Here is a 21,872-nt window from a genome sequence, read left to right on the forward strand (position 1 = left end):
AAAAACATGATTTTTGTTATCTTATGCTATATTTGTTTTTTTCTTAACATACGTAAATCTTACACCATGTCATTATCCAATCTGTTCCGAAAAAAATCTACCTCAGTTATCTTAAAAGAAGGCGGCGACGGAGAACATTCGGGTTTAACCAAAGTGCTTACCGTAAAGGATTTAACGTTTTTTGGTATCGCGGCTATTATTGGTGGCGGAACATTTAGTGCGATTGGAAATGCCTGTTTTTCGGGCGGCCCGGGGGTGGTGTTTTTATACATCATTTGTGCTGTCGCTTGCGGCTTTACCGCCATGTGTTATGCCGAATTTGCGTCGCGTGTGCCGGTTTCGGGCAGTGCGTATACCTATGCTTATGTGTCTTTTGGCGAATTGTTCGCGTGGATTATCGGTTGGGCGTTGCTGATGGAATACTCTATCGGAAACATTTACATCGCCTTTTCCTGGAGTGGCTATTTTACCAATTTGCTCGAGAGTTTCCATATTCATTTACCCGAATGGTTAACCATCAATTACCAATCGGCTCACGATGCCTTAGTAGCGAACAAACCCGGCGAAGGCTTAACCGCCTGGAACACGGCTCCTGTAGTGGGCGGTCTCCGCATTATTTTCGATTTACCGGCCGTGGTCATTAATGTGCTGATTACCTATTTGGTTTACAAAGGCACCAAAGAATCCAAAAACTTCAGCAATGCCATGGTGTACATCAAACTGGCGATTATTGTTTTGGTGATTATTGTGGGTGCGATGTATGTGGATATCGACAATTGGACGCCTTTTATGCCTAATGGTTTTGGCGGTGTCATGGCCGGCGTTTCAGCCGTTTTCTTTGCTTACATCGGATTTGATGCTGTATCTACCCTAGCCGAAGAGAGTAAAAATCCGCAACGCGATTTACCGCGCGGAATGATTTATTCGTTGGTGATTTGTACCATCATCTACATTGTCCTCGCCTTAGTATTAACCGGCATGGTGAAATACGATTTGCTGGGCGTGAGCGATCCGCTGGCCGAAATTTTTGCTTTAAAAGGCGTCAAATGGATGTTGTTCATTGTTTCGATTGCCGCTGTAGTGGCCATGACCAGCGTAATGTTGGTATTCCAAATGGGACAACCGCGTATTTGGATGACCATGAGTCGCGATGGCTTGATGCCGAAAAAATTCGCCGAAATCCATCCGAAACACAAAACACCCGGATTTGCAACGATAGTGACCGGATTGGTTGTGGGCATTCCGATTTTCTTTACCGATGAAAACTTTGTCCTCGATTTTACCAGTATCGGAACCTTATTCGCTTTTGTACTGGTTTGTGGCGGAGTGCTTATGTTGTCCCCGCAAAGCGAAGCCGAATTGGCCGAGCGAGCCACCAAAGGTAAATTCCGAATTCCGTATATCAATTCGAAGTACATTTTCCCATTAATTTGTTTGGGTGCTTTTGGAGCCGTGCAGTACTTTTTGCCGACCTTCTTCCCGGACACGTTTACCTATTCCGAACACTTTTTTGCGAATAATGCGCCTATGGTTGTGTTCATTATTTTATGTGTCGTTATGGCGGTATTGGCCTTCTTCAAAAACTTATCCTTAATACCGTTACTCGGTTTAATCTCTTGTTGTTATTTATTGACCGGTATGGCAGTATCCAACTGGCAATGGTTCGGCATTTGGCTGGTTATCGGCTTGGTCGTGTACTTCTTATACGGCTACAGGAACAGCAGACTGAATAAATTGACCTCGTAAGAGATTGAGCCAAGGGATACGGAAAAAGTTTTAGTTTCTTATCCCTTTTTTCTTTTCCCTTATCCCGCAATTTTCCCTACTTTTATACATTGAAGTACAAACTATAACTTATGAAGTTCCGAAAGATTTCCTTATTCCTGACGGCATTGGCTTTCAGTATGGGCAACGCTCAAGAAAAAACCGAAACCCCAAAATGGGATGTGGCCAAACCCGGTGATACTTTTAATTACAAAACTCAAAACTTTACCACGTCCGAAGGCACTTGGATGAATCTCGATGTGAGTCCGGATGGCACCACCATCGTTTTTGATATGCTGGGCGATATTTACAGTATGCCTATCAGCGGTGGCAAAGCCAAAGTGTTACGCTCGGGAATTCCGTTTGAAATCCAACCGCGTTTTAGTCCCGATGGGAAAAAAATTGCCTTTACCAGCGATGCCGGTGGTGGCGATAACCTTTGGGTGATGAATGCCGATGGCAGCAATGCCAAACAAATCTCGAAAGAGGATTTCCGCCTGATGAGCAATCCGGCTTGGATGCCCGACGGCAATTATTTGGTAGGACGCAAAAACTTTACCTCGCAACGTTCTGCCGGTGCCGGTGAAATGTGGCAATACCACATCAGCGGTGGCAGCGGCGTGCAACTCACCAAACGCAAAAACGACCAACAAGACGTTAACGAACCCAATATTTCCCGAGACGGAAAATACCTCTACTTCAGCGAAGACATGTATCCGGGTGGTTTTTTCCAGTACAACAAAGACCCGCACAACGAAATTTACGTCATCAAGCGCTACGAATTCGAAACCGGTAAACTGGAAACCATCACCGGTGGACCGGGCGGTGCGGCGCGTCCGCAGGTTTCGCCCGACGGTAAAAAATTAGCGTTTATCAAAAGAATCGGGACCCGTACCGTTTTGTATTTACACGATTTGGAAACCGGCGAAGAATGGCCGGTGTTTGATAAACTCGACAAAGACCAGCAAACCGCTTGGGCCTTGTTTGGCGTGTATCCCAATTTTAATTGGATGCCGAACAATGAAGATGTCGTGATTTGGTTTGGCGGGAAAATTAATAAAATCAATACCAAAACCTTGGGGGTTACTAACATTCCGTTTACGGTAGACGTGGCCTTGGACGTGGCCGACCGCGTGCATTTTAACACGCCGGTTGCCGATAACGATTTCACCGTAAAAATGATACGCGACGCGGTGACGTCACCCGACGGAAAAACATTAGCGTTCAGAGCCTTAGGCTATATTTGGATTAAAGCCCTGCCGAACGGTACGCCGAAACGGCTCACCAACGGTACCGACTTTGAAGCGGAACCGACGTTTACCGCCGACAGCAAAAGCATCGTGTACGTGACTTGGAACGATACCGAACTGGGCAGCATTCGCAAAATAGGACTGGATGGCAAAAACGCCGTAAAACTCACCACCGAAAAAGCCATTTACCGTACGCCTTCGCTTTCTCCTGACGGGAAAACCCTGGTGTACCGCAAAGAAAACGGAAACTTAGATCAAGGCATGGCTTTCGCCAAAAGACCGGGGCTATACACCATGAGCAGTAGCGGCGGCAAAGCCAAATTTATCGGACCGAGTGGCGAATATCCGTTGTTTACCAAAGACGGTAACCGTATCTTCTTCCAAACCGGCGGGGTGTTTTTCGGGAGCTTGACCAAAGAATTGAAAAGTGTCGACTTGAACGGTAAAGACGAAAGAACCCACATCAAAGCCAAATACGCCAACCGTTTGGTGCCGAGCCCCGACAACCAATGGATTGCCTTTATGCACTTGCACAAAGCCTATGTGGCACCGCTGAATATGAACGGCCAAGAAGCCGATTTAGACAACAAAACCACCGCGGTTCCGGTTTCGGAATTGTCGAAAGATGCCGGAATCAACTTGCATTGGTCGGCCAACAGTCAGCAAGTGATGTGGACACTCGGCGATGCGTATTTTGTAAATAACCTCAAAGACCGATTCACCTTCTTACCGGGTTCGCCGGAAAAAGTAGACAAACCCACCGACAGCGGTACCCCTATCGGTTTGGTGGCCAAAGTGGATAAACCCAAAGGGAAATTGGCGTTGACCAACGCCAGAATCATAACCATGAAGGGCGACACCGTGATTGAAAAAGGAACCTTAATCGTAAACCAAAACCGCATTGAAGCCGTGGGTAAAGCCGGCGAAGTGGCTTTGCCGGCGGATGCCAGAGTGTATGATTTATCGGGTAAGACTTTAATGCCGGGTATGGTAGATGCCCATGCGCATATTGGTGCTTTCCGTTATGGCTTAACCACGCAACAAAACTGGCAATTGTACGCCAACTTGGCGTATGGGGTGACTACGGCACATGACCCCTCATCGAACACCGAATCGATTTTTACCCTTTCGGAAATGGTGAAAAGCGGGCATTTGGTTGGGCCGCGTATCTATTCAACCGGTTTTATTTTATATGGGGCCGATGGCGATTTTAAAGCCGTGGTTAACGGCATAGACGATGCGCGCTCTTCCATCAAACGCACCAAAGCGTTTGGCGCTTTATCGGTAAAAAGTTATAACCAACCGCGTCGCGACCAACGCCAACAGGTATTGCAAGCCGCTCGCGAGGAAGGCATTAACGTAGTGCCCGAAGGCGGTTCGAACTTTTTCCACAACATGACAATGGTCATTGACGGCCATACCGGCGTAGAACACAACATTCCGATTACACCGGTGTACAACGATGTGTTAACCCTGTGGGGCAAAACCGGTGTGGGCTACACGCCTACCCTGATTGTGAATTACGGGGGGTTGAATGCCGAGTATTATTGGTACCAAAAAACCAAAGTGTACGAAGACCAAAAGCTATTGCAATTTACCCCGAGAGGCATCATCGATTCGCGCGCCCGTTTCCGCACCATGGCACCCGATGAAGAATACGAAAACGACCATATCCTAACGGCCAAATCGGTCAAAGCCTTGGCCGATAACGGTGTTAAAGTCAACATGGGGGCGCACGGGCAATTGCAAGGCTTAGGCGCGCATTGGGAATTGTGGAGCATTAACCAAGGCGGTATGAGCAATTTAGAAACCTTAAAAACCGCCACCATCAACGCGGCGAACTACATTGGTGCCGGTAACGACATTGGTTCGTTAGAAGTAGGCAAATTGGCCGACATTTTAGTATTGGATAAAAACCCTTTAGACGACATCCAACACTCGAACTCGTTGCGCTATACCATCGCCAACGGCCGCGTGTATAACGCCGACACCATGAACGAAGAAGGCAACGAACCCAAAGCCCGTAAAAAATTCTACTGGGAAAACAGCCACTACAACGCGGCCTTCCCGTGGCATGAAGAAACCGAAAGTTTTATGGAGCACCATTGTTGTGATGCGGTGCATAATTAGGGGAAAAGGTTGAGGTTGAGGTTGAGGTTGAGGTTGAGGTTGAGGTTGAGGTTGAGGGAAAAGGATAAGAAAAAAGGGATTAGGGATACGTTTTATCGCTGGTCCCTTTTCCCTTACCCTAGCGACAACTTCTTCTCGGCTTCCTCGAGGAGCTGCTTTTCGTAGGTTAACAATTGTTGTTGGAGCACGAGTTGATATAACGTATTTGAGTTGTTTCTTGCCAACATTTTATTGGTTTTACGGGTAATGAATTCCAATACGTTTTGATGGGACTTACTCTTTTCTTGTGGGCGATTATGAAGATAGTGCAACAGCTTTTGCGCTTTGACTAAGTTGGATAACTTCTTTTGCATGGCATTGATTTTTTGGGTAACCAAAAGGAGTTGGTAATTATTCTCCAAAAGCAAGCGTTTGAGTTGCTTTTCTGTAATCAAAGGGTGCCTTTCCTCGTCAAGAATGGGTTTGTTTTTGGCTTCTGAATCTTTCATATGGTTGAGCAGTTCAGCCAACAGGTGCTTGGCCGGGTCCGGCAGGCTACCCAACCCCAATTCAAATTTGGCCAACGCACTACGCGTAACCCCGAGCAACATGGCCAACTCTTCTTGGGTAAACCCTACTATCGCTCTGATACTGTTTTTATTTTTGGGTGTTTTCATTGGGAGAAACGATTATATTTTACTATCAAATAAAAACTATGCCAATGCGAACACCTTTTTCAAAATAAAAATACTGTTCGCAATTCCCGAACACGATTTGAAAAATAAAATTCCTGTTCGGGTGTGAAACGGTTTGTTCTTGTAAAAGCAAACTAAAGAAAGTGATGGGGTAAAACCGACCAACAGCCATATAAATACGATGAACAACTGATGTGCAAGAGAAAACATACAGGATTGGGGAGGGTTTGGTATATTTGGGTTAAAATATACTCGTAAGAGTGTTGAGTAAATTGAAGTTGGCGGTAAGCCATTCGACGACCGCAGAAAATTTCAACTCTAAATTGAATAACAACAAATGATAGAAAGCATTACCATAAAAAACGTCGCGAGTTATGATAGCATAGGAGTTCAAGTAAATGGATTGAAAAAAGTAAATTTCATTTATGGAGCTAACGGATGCGGAAAAACAACAATTTCAAATTTTCTACAAAATACTTTTGAACCAAAGTTTAATAGATGCTCTTTAGTTTGGCAAAATACAATTCCTTTAAATACATTAGTTTATAATAAAGAATTTCGTGAAAGGAATTTTGGCAAAGGAAAGTTGGGTGGTGTTTTTACACTTGGTGAAGCAACAGCAGAACAAATTAAAATTATAAATGATAAAACTGAAGAATTAAAAGTTCTCAAAGCAGATGGAGTTAAAAAGCGAGAAACTTTGGAATCACAAATTAAAAAGAAAGAAGATTTAGAAAATGAGTTTAGAGATAATACATGGACAAAAATCTATAAAAAGTATGAACATACATTCAAAGAAGCTTTTACAGGAACTTTACAAAAAGAAAGTTTCAAAAACAAATTACTGCAAGAATTCAGTAGCAATACTTCAGCTTTAGAAACGTTTGAAGACTTAAAGGAGAAAGCGAAAACTATTTTTGGAGAAGTTCCACAGCCAATAACACCAATAGATTCAATTTCATTCGACAGAATCGTAGAAATAGAAAACGATGAAATTTGGAAGAAAATAATTGTTGGTAAAGCTGACGTAGATATTGCAAAACTCATTCAAAAATTAAATATAAACGATTGGGTAAATCAAGGACGAGATTATCTTCTAGAAGATGAAACCTGTCCTTTTTGTCAGGAAAAAACAATAACAGAAAATTTTAAAAATCAATTAGAGAGTTTTTTTGACGAAACATATTTGAACGATATAAAATCTATAAAAGATTTAAAACAAGAATATAATTCTCTCACACAAAATTTAATCAACGAACTAAACGCAATCGAAACCTATCAAAAAGATTTTAAGCAGACTAAACTTAATAACGATAAATATTCTGCATATCTCAAAACCCTAATAAGTCAAAATACAACCAACAACGAATTACTAAACAATAAAGTAAAGGAACCAAGTAGAAATATTGAAATAAATTCATTAAAAGACCAATTAACGTTAATTTCTGAATTAATTACTAACACAAATATAGAAATTGCAAAACATAACAATATAGTTGCAAACTATAATACTGAAAAGAACAATCTTATCAGAGCTATTTGGAAACTTATAATTGAAGAATTCAAAACTGATGTAACTAAATTCAATACCGATAAAAACGGTTTAGAATTAGGAATTAATTCATTGCAAACTCAAATAAGTGCAAAGCTGTCTGAATACGGTATATTAGATGCGGAAATTAAAAATTTAACTAAAAATGTAACAAGCATTGAACCAACTATAAACGAAATAAACAGACTTCTAAAATCTTACGGATTTCTAAATTTTGAAATTGTGCCAGCTTCTGAAGACGGCTTTTATCAAATACAAAGGGAAGATGGAACAATTGCAGAAGCAACATTAAGTGAAGGAGAAATAACATTTATTACCTTTCTATATTTTCTGCAATTGGCGAAAGGCGGAGTTTCAGAAGAAACAGTAAATGAAGAACGAATCTTAATAATCGATGATCCAATCTCAAGTTTAGACAGTAGTGTATTATTTGTGGTCAGTACATTAATTAAAGAATTAATCAAAGATGTCAAAGCTGAAACAGGAAATATTAAGCAAATAATCTTACTAACTCATAATGTTTACTTTCATAAAGAAGTATCCTATGAAGGATTAAACAGAAAGGGCGAGAAATCTCAATTTTGGATATTACGGAAAAACAATAAGATTTCAACAATTCAATTTTATGCAGAAACAAATCCAATTCAATCATCTTATGAGCTATTATGGAGAGAAATTCGCGAATGGGAAAAGAATTCAGGAATAACAATACAAAACACATTACGAAGAATTCTGGAAAACTATTTTAGCATTTTAGGAAACAAACGTGACGATGTTTTAATAAATAAGTTTTCAACTCAAGAGGAAAGAGAAATTTGTAGGTCTTTATTAAGTTGGGCAAATGAAGGCTCACACACTTTACCAGATGATTTATTTATTGAAGCACCAGATGGAACAATTACAAAATATTTAGATGTATTTAAAAACATATTTATATACACCGAAAACACCGGTCATTATAATATGATGATGAACATAGACGAAAATAATAATTAGAAAATGGTCTATTACCAACAGCCTTTTAACAACATTGCCTATTCCCTAAACTTGGAATTATTTTAAAAGGAAACTTTCTTTAAAAAACAAAGAAAGTTCTTATATTTACAAAGCAGACAATAAAAAAAGGATTCGTTTTACCGAATCCTTTTTAATTTCTTTTACTTGATTACGTTTCTACGAAAGAAAGAGGCTTTACCAAGTCTGTGTGATACAAATTTAGGCATTAATTTTAATATTGCAACATGAATGAAGAATATTTTAAGAAATAAGTATTTATCAAGACCCCGATACAATAGATATCTAACAGCTGTTGGAAACGACAATAATCGGGCAAAAAAACTATATAATGCCAATATAAGATTGGCACAATCATTCCATCCAATATTGAGTCAGTTTGAAGTAGTGTTAAGAAATAGTTTAAATAACAAGCTTTCGGTTCATTTTGCAGATACCGATTGGATAATAAATCAGAAAAATCATTTTATGCGACACGGTAGTTTATCCGCTTCGAACTTTTTTCTAAGGAAATCTGTAATCAATACCGAACATAGTTTAAGTAGAAAGGGAATACCAATCACAAGTGGTAAAATAATCTCTGACCAAAATCTCGGGTTTTGGATAGCCTTTTTTCTACCACATCATTATTTATTAGTTGCAGGTCAACCCATTCACATATTTCCGAATAAACCTAGTTTAGAAGACAGAGCAAGTTTATATTCCAAATTAGATGATATTAGAAGTTTTAGAAACCGTGTAAACCATTGTGAACCAATTTGCTTTAATGGTAATCATATAAACTGCAATGAAGCGATAGACATTAGGAATAAACTTTATAATTTAATTGAATGGATTAACCCTGATTTAGTTCCCTTTTTCAAGGGTATAGACAATACACAAAGTAAAATTGATAAAATTATGAGCATTTAAAATAAAAAAAAAGAGGTCAAATGACTCCCGATAGCGCGGATTTGTAACCTTATACCTAATATCTATTCCCTTTTCCCTCATATCGAATCAGTGATACCGGTAGCACCTAGTAGTTCTTGCACGGTTGAAAATCCGCGCTATCGAGGTGCTATCGCGGATTTAAAATAAAAAAGGAGGTTCGTTGGAACCCCCTTTTTGTATTAATAACCTATAACTGGTTACGCCAAGTCGAAACGATCGGCATTCATGACTTTAGTCCAGGCCGCTACGAAGTCTTTGACAAATTTTTCCTTGTTATCGTCTTGGGCATATACCTCGGCATACGCACGTAAAATCGAATTAGACCCGAAAACCAAGTCGACACGCGTAGCCGTCCAACGGGTTTCGCCGGTTTTACGGTTTACAATATTGTATGAATTCTTACCCGTAGGTTTCCAAGAATAGTTCATATCGGTGAGGTTCACAAAGAAATCGTTGCTCAACATGCCGACGTTATCGGTAAACACGCCGTGTTTAGAACCCCCGTAATTGGTACCCAACACACGCATACCGCCAATTAAGGCTGTCATTTCGTGGGCCGTTAAGCGCATCAATTGGGCGCGGTCTAACAACATTTCTTCGGGCTGCACTTTATAGTCGCCTTTCACCCAGTTACGGAAACCATCGTGTAACGGCTCTAATACGTCAAACGATTCGGCATCGGTCATCTCGGCCGTAGCATCGCCTCTACCCGGTGCAAAAGGCACTTTGATGTTGACGCCGGCAGCGTGCGCTGCTTTTTCTACCGCTGCGGTTCCGCCCAACACAATCAAATCGGCCAAGCTTACTTTTTTAGACAATCCGGCTTGGATTTCGGTTAACTTATCCAATACTTTTTGCAAACGCTCCGGTTCGTTGCCTTGCCAATCTTTTTGAGGCGCTAAACGAATACGGGCCCCATTGGCACCACCACGATAGTCCGAACCACGGAACGTGCGGGCACTGTCCCATGCGGTGTTGATTAATTCGGTTGCGGTTAAACCGCTGTTTAGCAATTTGGCTTTTAAGTCTTCGATTTCGGCCTCCGATAAGGTGTAATCTACGGTAGGAACCGGGTCTTGCCAGATTAATTCTTCTTTTGGCGCGTCCGGACCTAAATAACGACTTCTCGGTCCTAAATCGCGGTGCGTTAATTTAAACCAAGCACGGGCAAATACATCTTCGAAGTAAGCCGGGTCGTTGCGGAATTTTTCGGAGATTTTGCGGTATTCCGGATCCATTTTCAACGCCATATCGGCGTCGGTCATAATCGGGTTTCTTCTGACACCCGGGATGTGGGCATCAAACGGTTTGTCTTCTTCTTTCATGTTAATCGGTTCCCACTGCCAAGCACCGGCCGGACTCTTTTTCGATTCCCATTCGTGGTTGAATAAAATATCGAAATAGGTGTGGTTCCATTTGTCCGGGTGCGAGGTCCAAGCACCTTCTAAACCACTGGTGATGGTATCGGGACCATTTCCGTTGCCTTTCGGATTTAACCAACCGAAACCTTGCATTTCGATACCGGCGGCTTCCGGCTCCGGTCCTAAGGCACCGGCATCGCCGTTTCCGTGTGCTTTCCCTACGGTGTGACCACCGGCGGTTAAGGCAACGGTTTCTTCGTCGTTCATAGCCATACGGGCAAAAGTCACCCGCATGTCGTGGGCTGTTTTTAACGGATCGGGATTCCCGTCAACGCCTTGCGGATTCACATAAATCAATCCCATCATTACGGCGGCCAACGGATTTTCTAAATCGCGCTCTCCCGAGTAACGGCTTTTCTCACCACCGGATACCGCTAACCAGGTATTTTCGGAACCCCAATAAATATCTTTCTCCGGGTGCCAAATGTCTTCACGACCACCGGCAAAGCCAAAGGTTTTAAAGCCCATAGATTCGTAAGCCATATTCCCGGCTAAAATCATCAAATCGGCCCAAGAGATTTTGTTGCCGTATTTCTTTTTGATTGGCCATAACAAACGGCGGGCTTTGTCTAAGTTGCCGTTATCCGGCCAGCTATTTAAAGGAGCGAAACGCAAGTTTCCGGTTCCGCTACCGCCACGACCGTCGGCTATACGGTAACTTCCGGCACTGTGCCACGCCATACGAATCATTAATCCGCCATAGTGACCCCAATCGGCCGGCCACCAATCCTGGCTTTCGGTCATTAATTTTTTCAAATCGGTTTTCAACGCTTCAAAATCCAACTTTTTGAATTCTTCGGCATAATTAAAATCTTCCCCCAGTGGATTGGTTTTGGTGTCGTGCTGATGCAGTATGTCTAAGTTGAGCGCATTCGGCCACCAAAAGCTGTTGTTGGGAACCTCGGTTCCTTGTTTTACTTGTGCGCCGGAGAAAGGACATTTTCCGCCGCCGTTGCTGTTGTTGCTTTCCATATATTGTATTGGTTTAAGTGTTTGTAACTACACAAATCTATTTTTAATTTCTCTATGCTTTTTACTTTTTTAATAGATAAAAATTATACCTTATACTGAAAAATATTATGCCTATTGGCCACACTAAGTTAATTAAAATAAAAAAGGGATACTCAAAAAAGTACCCCTTATTTTTTAATATGGCTTAAAAATCAATACTGTATCAAATCTAATAAAACGGTTTCAAAGCGAGCCTTAGGTAAATATTGGTCTTCTAACGCCTTTACAAACGGAATGGCCGTTTCCAAACTGCCCACTCTACGCACCGGCGCGTCCAAATATTCAAAGCAATTTTCGGTAATCATCGCCGAAATATCGCTGGCTACCCCGCCAAACAGCGTGTCTTCCTGAAGTATAACCACTTTACCCGTTTTTTTGACAGATGTAAAAATAGCTTCGGTATCCAACGGTTGTAAGGTTCTCAGGTCAATCAAATCGGCACTGATGTCTTGGTGCTTGTTCAAGGTTTCCAACGCCCAATGCACACCGGCCCCGAAAGAAATAACCGTTACTTGGGTCCCTTCTTTCAATAAAGCCGCCTTCCCGAACGGAATGGTGTAATAGTCTGTCGGAACGTCCTGGTACACGGAACGGTACAATTGTTTGTGTTCAAAATACATCACCGGGTTCGGATCGTTAATCGCGGTATTCAATAACCCTTTAGCGTCATACGGAAAGGCCGGATACACCACTTTTAATCCCGGTGTTTTAGTAAACCAGGCTTCATTGGTTTGCGAGTGAAACGGTCCGGCTTGGGTTCCGCCACCACAAGGCATACGCACCACCACATCCGATTTTTCACCCCAACGGTAGTGTTGTTTCGCCAAAAGATTGACTATCGGATTGAATCCGGTAGACACAAAATCGGCAAATTGCATTTCCACCACGGCTTTGTACCCGTTGATGGATAAACCATTGGCGGCCGATACTACGGCGCTTTCACAAATTGGCGTATTGCGCACGCGGTCTTTGCCGAACTGCGCTACAAATCCATCGGTAATTTTAAACGCACCGCCGTATTCGGCAATGTCTTGTCCCATAATCACCAAATTTTCGTGACGCTCCATCGATTGGCGTAAGGCCGAAGATATAGCATCGATAACGCGGATATTTTCTTTTTGGTCTCCGGGAGGGAACGCTTCAAAATCATACGGTTCATAGACATCTTGGAGTTCTTCTTCCAGATGGGCTTCGCATTCCGGCTCGGCGACCGTAATCGCCCAATGTTCATCGATTTCCGCTTTGATATTGGCTTTGAATTCGGCATCCATTTCTTCCGAAAGCACGCCAACGTTCATCAAATACTCACGATAATTCGCAATCGGGTCTTTTATCGCCCACATGTCCATCAATTCTTGCGGGACGTATTTGGTGCCGCTGGCTTCTTCATGGCCGCGCATTCTGAAGGTTTTGAACTCCAATAACACCGGACGCGGATTGGCCAGCATCGATGCTTTGAGTTCGGCTACTTTCAAATACACTTCCAAAATATTATTCCCATCGATAATATGACTTTCCATGCCATACCCTACCCCTTTGTCGGCCAGGTTTTCACAACGGTATTGCTCATTCGTCGGTGTCGATAAACCATAACCGTTGTTCTCAATCACAAACAATACGGGTAACTCCCAAACGGCAGCTATGTTCAAGGCTTCGTGAAAATCACCTTCAGAAGTGGCTCCTTCTCCCGTAAAAACGGCGGTTACTTTGCCGTTTTGCTTTAATTTGTTGGCTAAAGCAATCCCGTCGGCCACACCCATTTGCGGCCCGAGATGCGAAATCATTCCGATAATTTTAAACTCTTGGGTACCAAAGTGAAAACTGCGGTCTCTCCCTTTGGTAAATCCGCTTTTCTTGCCTTGCCATTGCGAAAACAAACGGTGCAACGGAATGTCTCTTCCGGTAAACACACCCAAATTGCGGTGCATCGGTAAAATATATTCGTCTTTATCTAAAGCCGCCGTAATTCCTACGGAAATGGCTTCCTGACCAATACCGGAAAACCATTTGGACACTTTCCCCTGACGCAGGAGAATCAACATTTTTTCTTCTATCAAACGGGGCTTAAGTAATCTTTTATACAAGTCCAATAATTGGATATTGGACAACTCTTTTCTGTCGAATTTCATTGGGTTTGTTTTGGTGTTGCAAAAGTATAAAAACAGATTTCAATCGTTGTAGTTTTTAAAGGGAAAGTTGCGCTGATTTTTACTAAAGAAAAACCCCGAGCGAATTAACACACGGGGGTTACGGTTACAGGATTGTGTTTTTTTAATTTGCCGCTTTGATGAAATTTTTACGCACCGGTATTCCTTCCTCGGTGGTCATTTCCAAAATGTAAAATCCGGCCGATAAACCCTCCACATTGATGCTGTTACTGTTAAGCCATTGGGTTGCCAAGCGTTGGCCGTTTACCGAAATGATGCTCACCTTTTTAATCAACACGTCGGTTTCCAGGAACAATTCGTTTCGCACCGGATTAGGATACAAAGCAACCGATTTGGTAAGATTGACTTCGCTGTTATCCAAGGAGGTTTGAGTCACGTTTAACGTATAGGCAACGGTTTGAGGTGCGGGCCAGGAAGAAATTACGATATAATACATTTGTCCGGCGGTCACTGCCATGTCATTAATGGTTCGGTTGCCGGCCGCAGAACTACAGTTACAAGCATACGGCGCCAATCCTATCCCGGCACAACTGGTAAACACAAAAAGACCGGACCAACCTACCATTGAAGGCAATTGAATCGAAATGGTTCCGCTGACTGCCGGAGTGTAAGCGTACACTACATCATTTCCGCCAAGATAATAATTCCCGGAAGTTCCGGCACCGCAGGAAATTGGGGTCGATGTAGGCGGATCATAATTGTCCCCATAGTTCGCCGTGTTATCGGTGGTACTGTAAGGTAAACTGCTGATTATTATCGGATCCGTACATAAACTGCCGGTTTGTGCATACAAACCCACAGTTGTCAATAAAAATAAAAAAGTGTAAAGTTTTTTCATGGGGTTCTTTTTTAGGAGGTGAATAGTATATCAAATTTAATCCAATTAATTTGAAAAAACAACATCCGCTTAATCTTCTGCAAATGAGTCCTTAATCTGAAAACAATTGTTAATAACTTTGCCTTTTTCTAATCAAAAATTAGTTACATTTGTAGTTATGATTGGGATTTTCCCGGTCTGAGTTATTAACAAAAATTTTTTAGTAGTATGCAACAAATTCCAAGTGTTGACTTACGTGATTTCCTGTCGGATGATCCGGCACGTAAACAAAAATTTGTAAATGAAATCGGAAAAGCTTACGAAGACATTGGCTTCGTAGCACTAAAAGGTCATTTTTTAGATGACAAATTGGTAGAAGACTTGTATGCCGAAGTGCGAAACTTCTTCAACCTGCCATTGGAAACCAAAGCCAAATACGAAATTCCGGGAATTGGCGGACAACGAGGGTATGTTTCTTTCGGAAAAGAACATGCTAAAGGTCGCTCTGCCGGAGATTTAAAAGAGTTTTGGCACTTTGGGCAATATGTGAGCGAAGGCTCAAAATATGCCAACGAATATCCCGAAAATGTAGAAGTAGCTGAATTGCCACACTTTAACGAAGTAGGTAAAGAAGCGTACCGTATGTTAGAAAAAACCGGGGTTTATGTATTAAGAGCGCTAGCTTTGTACATTGGCTTGGATGAATTTTATTTCGACAATTACATCAAAGACGGTAATAGTATTTTACGACCGATTCATTATCCGCCTATTACAGATGAACCTAAAGATGGTGCTGTTCGTGCTGCCGCTCATGGCGACATCAACTTGATTACCCTTTTGATGGGGGCGCAAGGCAAAGGCTTACAAGTGCAAAATCACAACGGCGACTGGATTGATGCCATGGCACAACCGGACGAGTTGATGATTAATGTAGGCGATATGTTATCGCGTCACACCAACAACAAATTAAAATCGACCATTCACCAGGTGGTAAACCCGCCAAGAGAATTGTGGGGAACCTCTCGTTACTCTATTCCGTTCTTTATGCATCCGGTAAGCGATATGCCTTTGAACTGTTTGGAGAAATGTATCGACGCCGATCACCCGAAATTGTATGACGATATCACGGCAGGTGAATTCCTCGACGAGCGTTTGGTAGAATTAGGACTCAAAAAATAAAGGTTAATTCAATACATTTCATCAAAGACATTGAGTTATTCAACTTGATGTCTTTTTTGGTTTTTAACAAGGTACTAAGGTACTGAGGTTAAAAAACCTTAGGCCTTAGCACCTTTAAAGAAAAAAATGGACTTACAAGAACAACTCAAGAAATTATTCCCCGATCACGAACCTTCCAATGAACCGGAGGAAACGGTGACCGAAAATCACGAGCTTTTCATTCAGGCAGCGCCTATGATTTGCAAATACGAAAAGCGGAAGGGAAAAGCCACCACCATCATCGAAGGCTATGAAGGCAGTGATGAGGATTTTAAAATCTTAGCTAAAGAAATCAAAACCAAACTCAGTGTCGGCGGTACATTCAAAGACGGTGCCATCATCATTCAAGGCGATTACCGCGACAAAATCATGAAAATACTCCAAGACAAAGGATTTAAAACCAAACGCGTCGGCGGATAAATGATGTTAAAGGTTTAAAAGTTCAAAGTTTAAAAACCCGAAACCCGAAACCCGCAACCCGAAACCCGAAACCCGCAACCCGAAACCCGCAACCCGCAACCCATAACTCGAAACAAAAAAATTATGATACAATCTTCAGAATTAATATTAAACCCCGATGGCAGCGTGTACCATCTCAACTTAAAACCGGAACACATTGCCCACGACATCATCTTCGTTGGCGATCAAAACCGCGTAGAAAAGATTACCCAATTCTTTGACAGCATAGAATTTTCGACGCAAAAGCGCGAATTCAAAACCCAAACGGGCTATTACAAAGGCAAAAAAATGACGGTAATGTCTACCGGAATCGGTCCCGACAATATTGATATTGTCATGAACGAACTGGATGCCTTGGTCAACATCGACTTAACAACCCGCAAACCCAAAGAAAACCTGACGTCGCTCAACATCATCCGCATCGGAACTTCGGGTTCGTTGCAAGCTGATATTCCGTGTGACAGTTTTGTGATGAGTCGTTACGGATTGGGCTTAGACAACATGCTTCGCTCCTATGTAATCGACGAGATTTCGGAAAAAGCCATAGAAGAAGCCTTTATCAGTCAGACCAATTGGGACATGCGAAAAGGCCGTCCTTATGTCATTGCTTGCTCGGAAACCTTGGAAAAAAGAATGGAGAGCGACCAAATATTCAAAGGATTCACCGGAACGGCCGGTGGTTTTTACGGACCACAAGGCCGGGTCTTACGTTTGGAAGTCCAAGATCCGGAGCTCAATGCTAAAATGGACCGTTTCGAATTCGAAGGCATCAAAATGACCAACCTCGAAATGGAAACCGGCGCCATTTACGGTTTGGGCAAATTGTTGGGACACCAGTGCTTGTCGCTCAACGCCATCATTGCCAACCGCGCCACCGGAACTTTCAGCGAAGATCCGTACAAAGCCGTAGATGCTTTGATTGCTTACGCGTTAAATAAGTTAGCCGAATAATTTTAAGGAGCTATTTCCCGCTGTCCGCTGTATCTTTTTTACCGTCAGTTCGAGTGTCCTGTTTCAGGATGTATCGAGAACCGGTAAAAAAGGATGCCGCTTCCATCGGGGCTATTACACCACTGCCTTATGAACTTAATTATAGAAACCGACCGCTTACTCCTTCGTCCGCTCGAATTGTCCGATGCGGAAGCCATGTTTGCTATGGATAGCAACCCCAAAGTTCACCAATACCTTTGGCAAACGCCGGTCAAGCACCCGGACGAAGTCATTAAAGTGATTGAATACGTGCGTAAGCAGTATGAAAGAAACCACATCGGCCGATTTGCTACTGTACTCAAAGAGACAGGCGAATTCATCGGGTGGACCGGTATCAAATTTGTGGACGACCACATCGAAAACGGCAATACCAATTTTTACGATTACGGCTATCGCTTGAATGAACCATTTTGGGGTAAAGGCTATGCTACCGAAGCCTCTTATGCGTGGTTCGACTATGGTTTCAAAGAAATGAACATCGACAAGATGAACGCTTACACCCATTTCGACAACGGTGCTTCCAATCGGATTCTGGAAAAAATCGGAATGCACTTGATGGAAGATTATACCGATAAAGACGGTGCCTTATGGAAATGGTGGCAAATGGAGAATCCGCATGTTAAATAGATTTTCGGATTACGGATATTCAGATTACAGATATACAGACATTATTCTATTATGAGAACAGTTAGAATTGCCGGCGTACCGGAGCACTTTAATTTACCTTGGCATTTGTGTATCGAAAACGGCGAGTTTGAGGAAGTCGGCATCGATTTACAATGGACCGATGTACCCGAGGGTACCGGCAAAATGTGCCAACTGTTGCGCGATAACGAAACCGACATCGCCGTGATATTGACCGAAGGTATCGTTAAAGACATCGTTGGTGGCAATCCGAGTTCGATTGTTCAAGTATACGTGGAAAGTCCGCTAATTTGGGGAATTCACGTTGCCGCGAAATCCCAATACCAAACCTTGGCCGATTTAGAAAACACCAAAGTTGCCATTTCACGTTACGGTTCGGGTTCCCATTTAATGGCCTATGTTAACGCGCAAAACCAACAGTGGCATACCGAAGCTTTACAGTTTGAGGTAGTCAACACCATAGACGGTGCTGTAACCGCTTTGACGAACGGTACTGCCGATTACTTCATGTGGGAACGTTTTATGACACAACCCCTGGTAGACAAAGGTGTATTTCGCAGGGTCGCCGATTGCCCTACACCTTGGCCGTGCTTTGTGATTGCCGTGCGGAACGCGTTTTTGGCAAGCCATCCTCAAACGGTTGCGCTATTGTTGGAAATCATCAACCATACAACGATTGAATTCAAAGATATTCCGAGTATCGACCGTACTTTGGCATCCAAATACCATCAAAAATTGGAAGACATTCAAACATGGTTATCGCTCACCAAATGGTCGCAAAAACCTTTGGAAGAAAAAGTGTTAAACAAAATTCAAAATCAATTGTTTGACCTGAAAATTATCGATAAAAAAGGTACTTTTGCTGAAATGGTCAAAGCCATTTAGCTTCTGCCATGGCAACATGATAAAATCGGGACATTTAACGTATCAACAACTCAAAGAAAAATTCAGGATAAACAGTCCGTGGGACATGATTATTATTTTGGTCCTGAACATTCTGATTACGATTCCCATTTTTATCATTGCGCATCAAAACCTCATCATACTCGATTGGGCTTTTCACATCGACCGCATATTGCTTTTTATGGCGATACTCGTGATTATTCAGCTCATTTTAAGAGCCATGCGAAGAGTCACATTGATTTCCGTGATTATCTATTTCATCATGTTGCTCTACGGAACCTTATCGGGGAAATACGGCTTTCAGAGCGTTTTTGAAGATTACCGTTCTATGGTGTATACCATGAGTGAAGATCCGTATCCGCAGGACATCATTATTTCTAAACTACTGCCTTTCCCCAATAAATCAAAAATCATCGATGCGGTAGAATACCAAAATCCGAAAATTCGAAATTTTGCCATCATGGCTACTGCCAAACATTTCAAGAACGTAAAAGGGTATCACGAGTATTTTACTATTGTTCAGGCCTTTGCCGTCTTTAAAGAAATCAACACCCGATGGAATTACGTGAGCGATCCCAAGGGTCATGATTATATTGCCACTGCTACCGAATCACTGCCCTACTTGTCGGGTGATTGCGATGATCACTCCATTTTTATGTCGGCTTGCATTAAATCAATTGGCGGTACCATGCGTCTCATACACACCAAAGGCCACATGTATCCTGAAATACTGATAGGGGAAAAAAAAGATTTGGAAAAGATAAATTACCTCATCAAAAAAGAACTATTTCCGGTGGAGAGCAAAGGAAAACCGATTAACTACCACATTGACGAGCGCGGAAAAATTTGGCTCAATCTCGATTATACGGCAAAGTACCCGGGCGGACCGTTTATGAACGAACAAATTTTAGGGGCTTTAACACTAGAATAATGTGACTTGATTATGGGTAAAGCATAATATTTACTATATTCGTTTCCAATAAACCATGCTATAATGAAACACTATTTTTGCCTGTTATTGTTACTGTCGTTGAGCGCTCAAACCCGGGCTCAGGAAGCCGTAAGTTCTGCTTTGGACACTAAAAAGAATGAATTCCGAATAGATGTGTTAGCCTTGACCGGTTTGATTACCCAAAAAGCGAGTTTTAGTTATGAACGATTTTTTCAGGGTGATTTTTCGGTGGGTTTCAATGCCAATTTTTCGAGCAGTAATAATTTAACGGAAGATTTTGACAGAGGCTATCGCAACAATTCTCCTAAATACGAATTCAATCCCTATGTGCGTTACGCCTTATCCAAAAGCAAATCGAGGTACTATTTTGCCGAAATCTTTGCCTCCTATAACGGTGGTGATTACAAAGAAATTGTGCGGCTGATTGATGAAAACGTAAATGGGTATTATACCACCAAAAAATCACGATATACCGATTTTGGTTTGGGTGGCGGCTTGGGATACAAAATGTACATCAAAGAAGCTTTTGCCATAGAGTTTTTGGTTGGGTTTGGTTCAAACTTAACCAACCGGGAGAAAAGTCCCGATGTGATTTCGAGAGTAGGTTTAAATGTAGGATACCGATTTTAATTAAAAGAACATGAAAAAATTAGCATATATATCTCTTGTTTTCGTTGCGGTTTTCTTCGCAGGTTGCGACACCAACGATGATACTTTTTATAAAACCATTTATGTGGAAGGCGGCAACAACATTGTGCGCATTCAAACACAATCCTCCTATAATGTCGGCGATTACTTGTATGTCACGGCCGATTTGTCCCGCTATATTCCTGAGCCCGGTCAAACTGAAACGGCCTTCCTCGATATTTACAGAACGACCGGAAATGCCCAAACATTTGTGTTCTCCTATGTTATCGAGCGCAAAATAAATGCGACCGATTGGGAAGTGGTGACGGTAAACGACAATCAACTCGATGTGGATGCCGGCAGTGCCCAAACCGGAATTTATGTGTACGCCATTTGCCAATACAATCCGGCTGATCAGTATTATCGTTACGACGTAGGTTTTCCGTTACTGACAGCAGGCCAATACCGTTTGTCTATGGGATACAACAGTTCATCAACCAACAGTGTGGAATTGGTTTCTCAAAACTCCAGTAAGAATCTGATTGTGAATTTGAATGCCGCGGTGGACAATTTAGACAGCGCCGGATTTTATCATTTTACCGTAAACTAATTACCATTGAATGGGTTTTTGACCCATTTGTTCTAAAAAGGTATTGGTTTTACTGAAATGACGGTTCCCAAACCACAAACCTCTGTTGGCACTGAGGGGCGAGGGATGACCGGTTTCTAAAACATGATGTTTACGGCGATCGATTTTAGCGCCTTTCTTTTTGGCAAAGCCGCCCCAAAGTAAAAAGACGACGTTTTCTTTAGCATCGGATATTTTTTGAATCACCGCATCGGTAAAGGTTTCCCACCCCTTGTTTTGATGGCTTCCGGCTAAACTCTCACGCACTGTTAGTGTCGCGTTGAGCAGTAAAACGCCTTGGTCGGCCCAGCGCTCTAAATTGCCGCTGCTCGGAAACGGAATTTGCATATCGGTTTCAATTTCTTTAAAAATATTAATCAACGAAGGCGGAAAAGGAATGCCGTCGTTTACCGAAAAACACAAGCCGTTGGCTTGGCCCAAACCGTGGTACGGATCCTGACCGATGATAACGACTTTTACCTCATCAAAAGGGCAATGATCGAAAGCCGCAAAGATTTGATTCCCTTTAGGAAAACAACGGTGTGTGGCGTATTCGTTTTTTACAAAGGTGACCAATTGCTCAAAATAAGGCTTTTCAAATTCGGGCGCCAATTGGTTATGCCAAGACGTATTTATTTTAATTAACATCTCTTAATTTTTTACCAAAAATACTGCTTTCTGTTGCAATATGGGTGGTATCCTTTGTAACTTTGAAG

General features: G+C 42.3%; 17 protein-coding genes. 12 read left to right on the forward strand and 5 right to left on the reverse strand.

The window, feature by feature from the left end; genetic code table 11:
* Positions 1 to 66 precede the first annotated feature (66 nt).
* Complete coding sequence (locus QHT84_RS06605; RefSeq protein WP_283238767.1) at positions 67 to 1,746, forward strand: amino acid permease; 1,680 nt, start codon at positions 67 to 69, stop codon at positions 1,744 to 1,746.
* 110 nt (positions 1,747 to 1,856) lie between these two features.
* Positions 1,857 to 5,144, forward strand: coding sequence for an amidohydrolase family protein (locus QHT84_RS06610; protein WP_283238768.1), 3,288 nt, complete (start codon positions 1,857 to 1,859; stop codon positions 5,142 to 5,144).
* 113 nt (positions 5,145 to 5,257) lie between these two features.
* On the opposite strand, the gene QHT84_RS06615 is transcribed toward QHT84_RS06610, so the two are convergent.
* On the reverse strand, positions 5,258 to 5,800 hold the full coding sequence (locus QHT84_RS06615; protein WP_283238769.1) for a helix-turn-helix transcriptional regulator: 543 nt from the start codon (positions 5,798 to 5,800) through the stop codon (positions 5,258 to 5,260).
* Between the two features lie 355 nt (positions 5,801 to 6,155).
* On the opposite strand from QHT84_RS06615, the gene QHT84_RS06620 reads away from it, so the two are divergent.
* Together QHT84_RS06620 and QHT84_RS06625 are read left to right on the forward strand one after the other, a co-directional pair.
* Positions 6,156 to 8,366: an AAA family ATPase gene (locus QHT84_RS06620; protein ID WP_283238770.1), complete on the forward strand. Its 2,211-nt coding sequence runs from the start codon at positions 6,156 to 6,158 to the stop codon at positions 8,364 to 8,366.
* 249 nt (positions 8,367 to 8,615) lie between these two features.
* Positions 8,616 to 9,296, forward strand: a complete 681-nt coding sequence (locus tag QHT84_RS06625) for a hypothetical protein (protein ID WP_283238771.1) — start codon at positions 8,616 to 8,618, stop codon at positions 9,294 to 9,296.
* Positions 9,297 to 9,514: 218 nt separating this feature from the next.
* Here QHT84_RS06625 and katG read toward each other — a convergent pair whose 3' ends face one another.
* From katG to QHT84_RS06640, 3 genes are all read right to left on the reverse strand, one after another.
* Positions 9,515 to 11,710, reverse strand: coding sequence for a catalase/peroxidase HPI (katG, locus tag QHT84_RS06630; RefSeq protein ID WP_283238772.1), 2,196 nt, complete (start codon positions 11,708 to 11,710; stop codon positions 9,515 to 9,517).
* Between the two features lie 191 nt (positions 11,711 to 11,901).
* On the reverse strand, positions 11,902 to 13,878 hold the full coding sequence (locus tag QHT84_RS06635; RefSeq protein WP_283238773.1) for an alpha-ketoacid dehydrogenase subunit alpha/beta: 1,977 nt from the start codon (positions 13,876 to 13,878) through the stop codon (positions 11,902 to 11,904).
* A gap of 142 nt (positions 13,879 to 14,020) precedes the next feature.
* The gene (locus tag QHT84_RS06640; protein ID WP_283238774.1) at positions 14,021 to 14,755 is read right to left on the reverse strand and encodes a T9SS type A sorting domain-containing protein; all 735 of its coding nucleotides are present in this window, start codon (positions 14,753 to 14,755) and stop codon (positions 14,021 to 14,023) included.
* A gap of 207 nt (positions 14,756 to 14,962) precedes the next feature.
* Between QHT84_RS06640 and QHT84_RS06645 the strand changes: the two genes are divergently transcribed.
* From QHT84_RS06645 to QHT84_RS06680, 8 genes are all read left to right on the forward strand, one after another.
* Positions 14,963 to 15,913: an isopenicillin N synthase family dioxygenase gene (locus QHT84_RS06645; RefSeq protein WP_283238775.1), complete on the forward strand. Its 951-nt coding sequence runs from the start codon at positions 14,963 to 14,965 to the stop codon at positions 15,911 to 15,913.
* A gap of 126 nt (positions 15,914 to 16,039) precedes the next feature.
* Complete coding sequence (locus tag QHT84_RS06650) at positions 16,040 to 16,372, forward strand: translation initiation factor (RefSeq protein WP_283238776.1); 333 nt, start codon at positions 16,040 to 16,042, stop codon at positions 16,370 to 16,372.
* A 123-nt stretch (positions 16,373 to 16,495) separates the two neighbouring features.
* Positions 16,496 to 17,362, forward strand: coding sequence for a nucleoside phosphorylase (locus QHT84_RS06655; protein WP_283238777.1), 867 nt, complete (start codon positions 16,496 to 16,498; stop codon positions 17,360 to 17,362).
* A 129-nt stretch (positions 17,363 to 17,491) separates the two neighbouring features.
* Positions 17,492 to 18,028, forward strand: coding sequence for a GNAT family N-acetyltransferase (locus QHT84_RS06660; protein WP_283238778.1), 537 nt, complete (start codon positions 17,492 to 17,494; stop codon positions 18,026 to 18,028).
* A gap of 51 nt (positions 18,029 to 18,079) precedes the next feature.
* Entirely contained in the window at positions 18,080 to 18,931 is an 852-nt protein-coding gene (locus tag QHT84_RS06665) for a substrate-binding domain-containing protein (protein ID WP_283238779.1), read from the forward strand.
* A gap of 16 nt (positions 18,932 to 18,947) precedes the next feature.
* Entirely contained in the window at positions 18,948 to 19,880 is a 933-nt protein-coding gene (locus tag QHT84_RS06670; protein ID WP_283239011.1) for a transglutaminase, read from the forward strand.
* Positions 19,881 to 19,943: 63 nt separating this feature from the next.
* Positions 19,944 to 20,531, forward strand: coding sequence for a DUF3575 domain-containing protein (locus tag QHT84_RS06675; protein ID WP_283238780.1), 588 nt, complete (start codon positions 19,944 to 19,946; stop codon positions 20,529 to 20,531).
* A gap of 10 nt (positions 20,532 to 20,541) precedes the next feature.
* Positions 20,542 to 21,138 carry a hypothetical protein gene (locus tag QHT84_RS06680; RefSeq protein WP_283238781.1) on the forward strand — a complete coding sequence of 199 codons (597 nt, stop codon included), beginning with the start codon at positions 20,542 to 20,544 and terminating at the stop codon, positions 21,136 to 21,138.
* Here the strand turns inward: QHT84_RS06680 and QHT84_RS06685 are convergent, their stop codons facing one another.
* Complete coding sequence (locus QHT84_RS06685; protein WP_283238782.1) at positions 21,139 to 21,804, reverse strand: uracil-DNA glycosylase; 666 nt, start codon at positions 21,802 to 21,804, stop codon at positions 21,139 to 21,141. It abuts the gene before it with no gap.
* Positions 21,805 to 21,872 lie beyond the last annotated feature (68 nt).

The organism is Flavobacterium sedimenticola, assembly GCF_030053345.1.
GTDB classification, from domain to species: domain Bacteria; phylum Bacteroidota; class Bacteroidia; order Flavobacteriales; family Flavobacteriaceae; genus Flavobacterium; species Flavobacterium sedimenticola.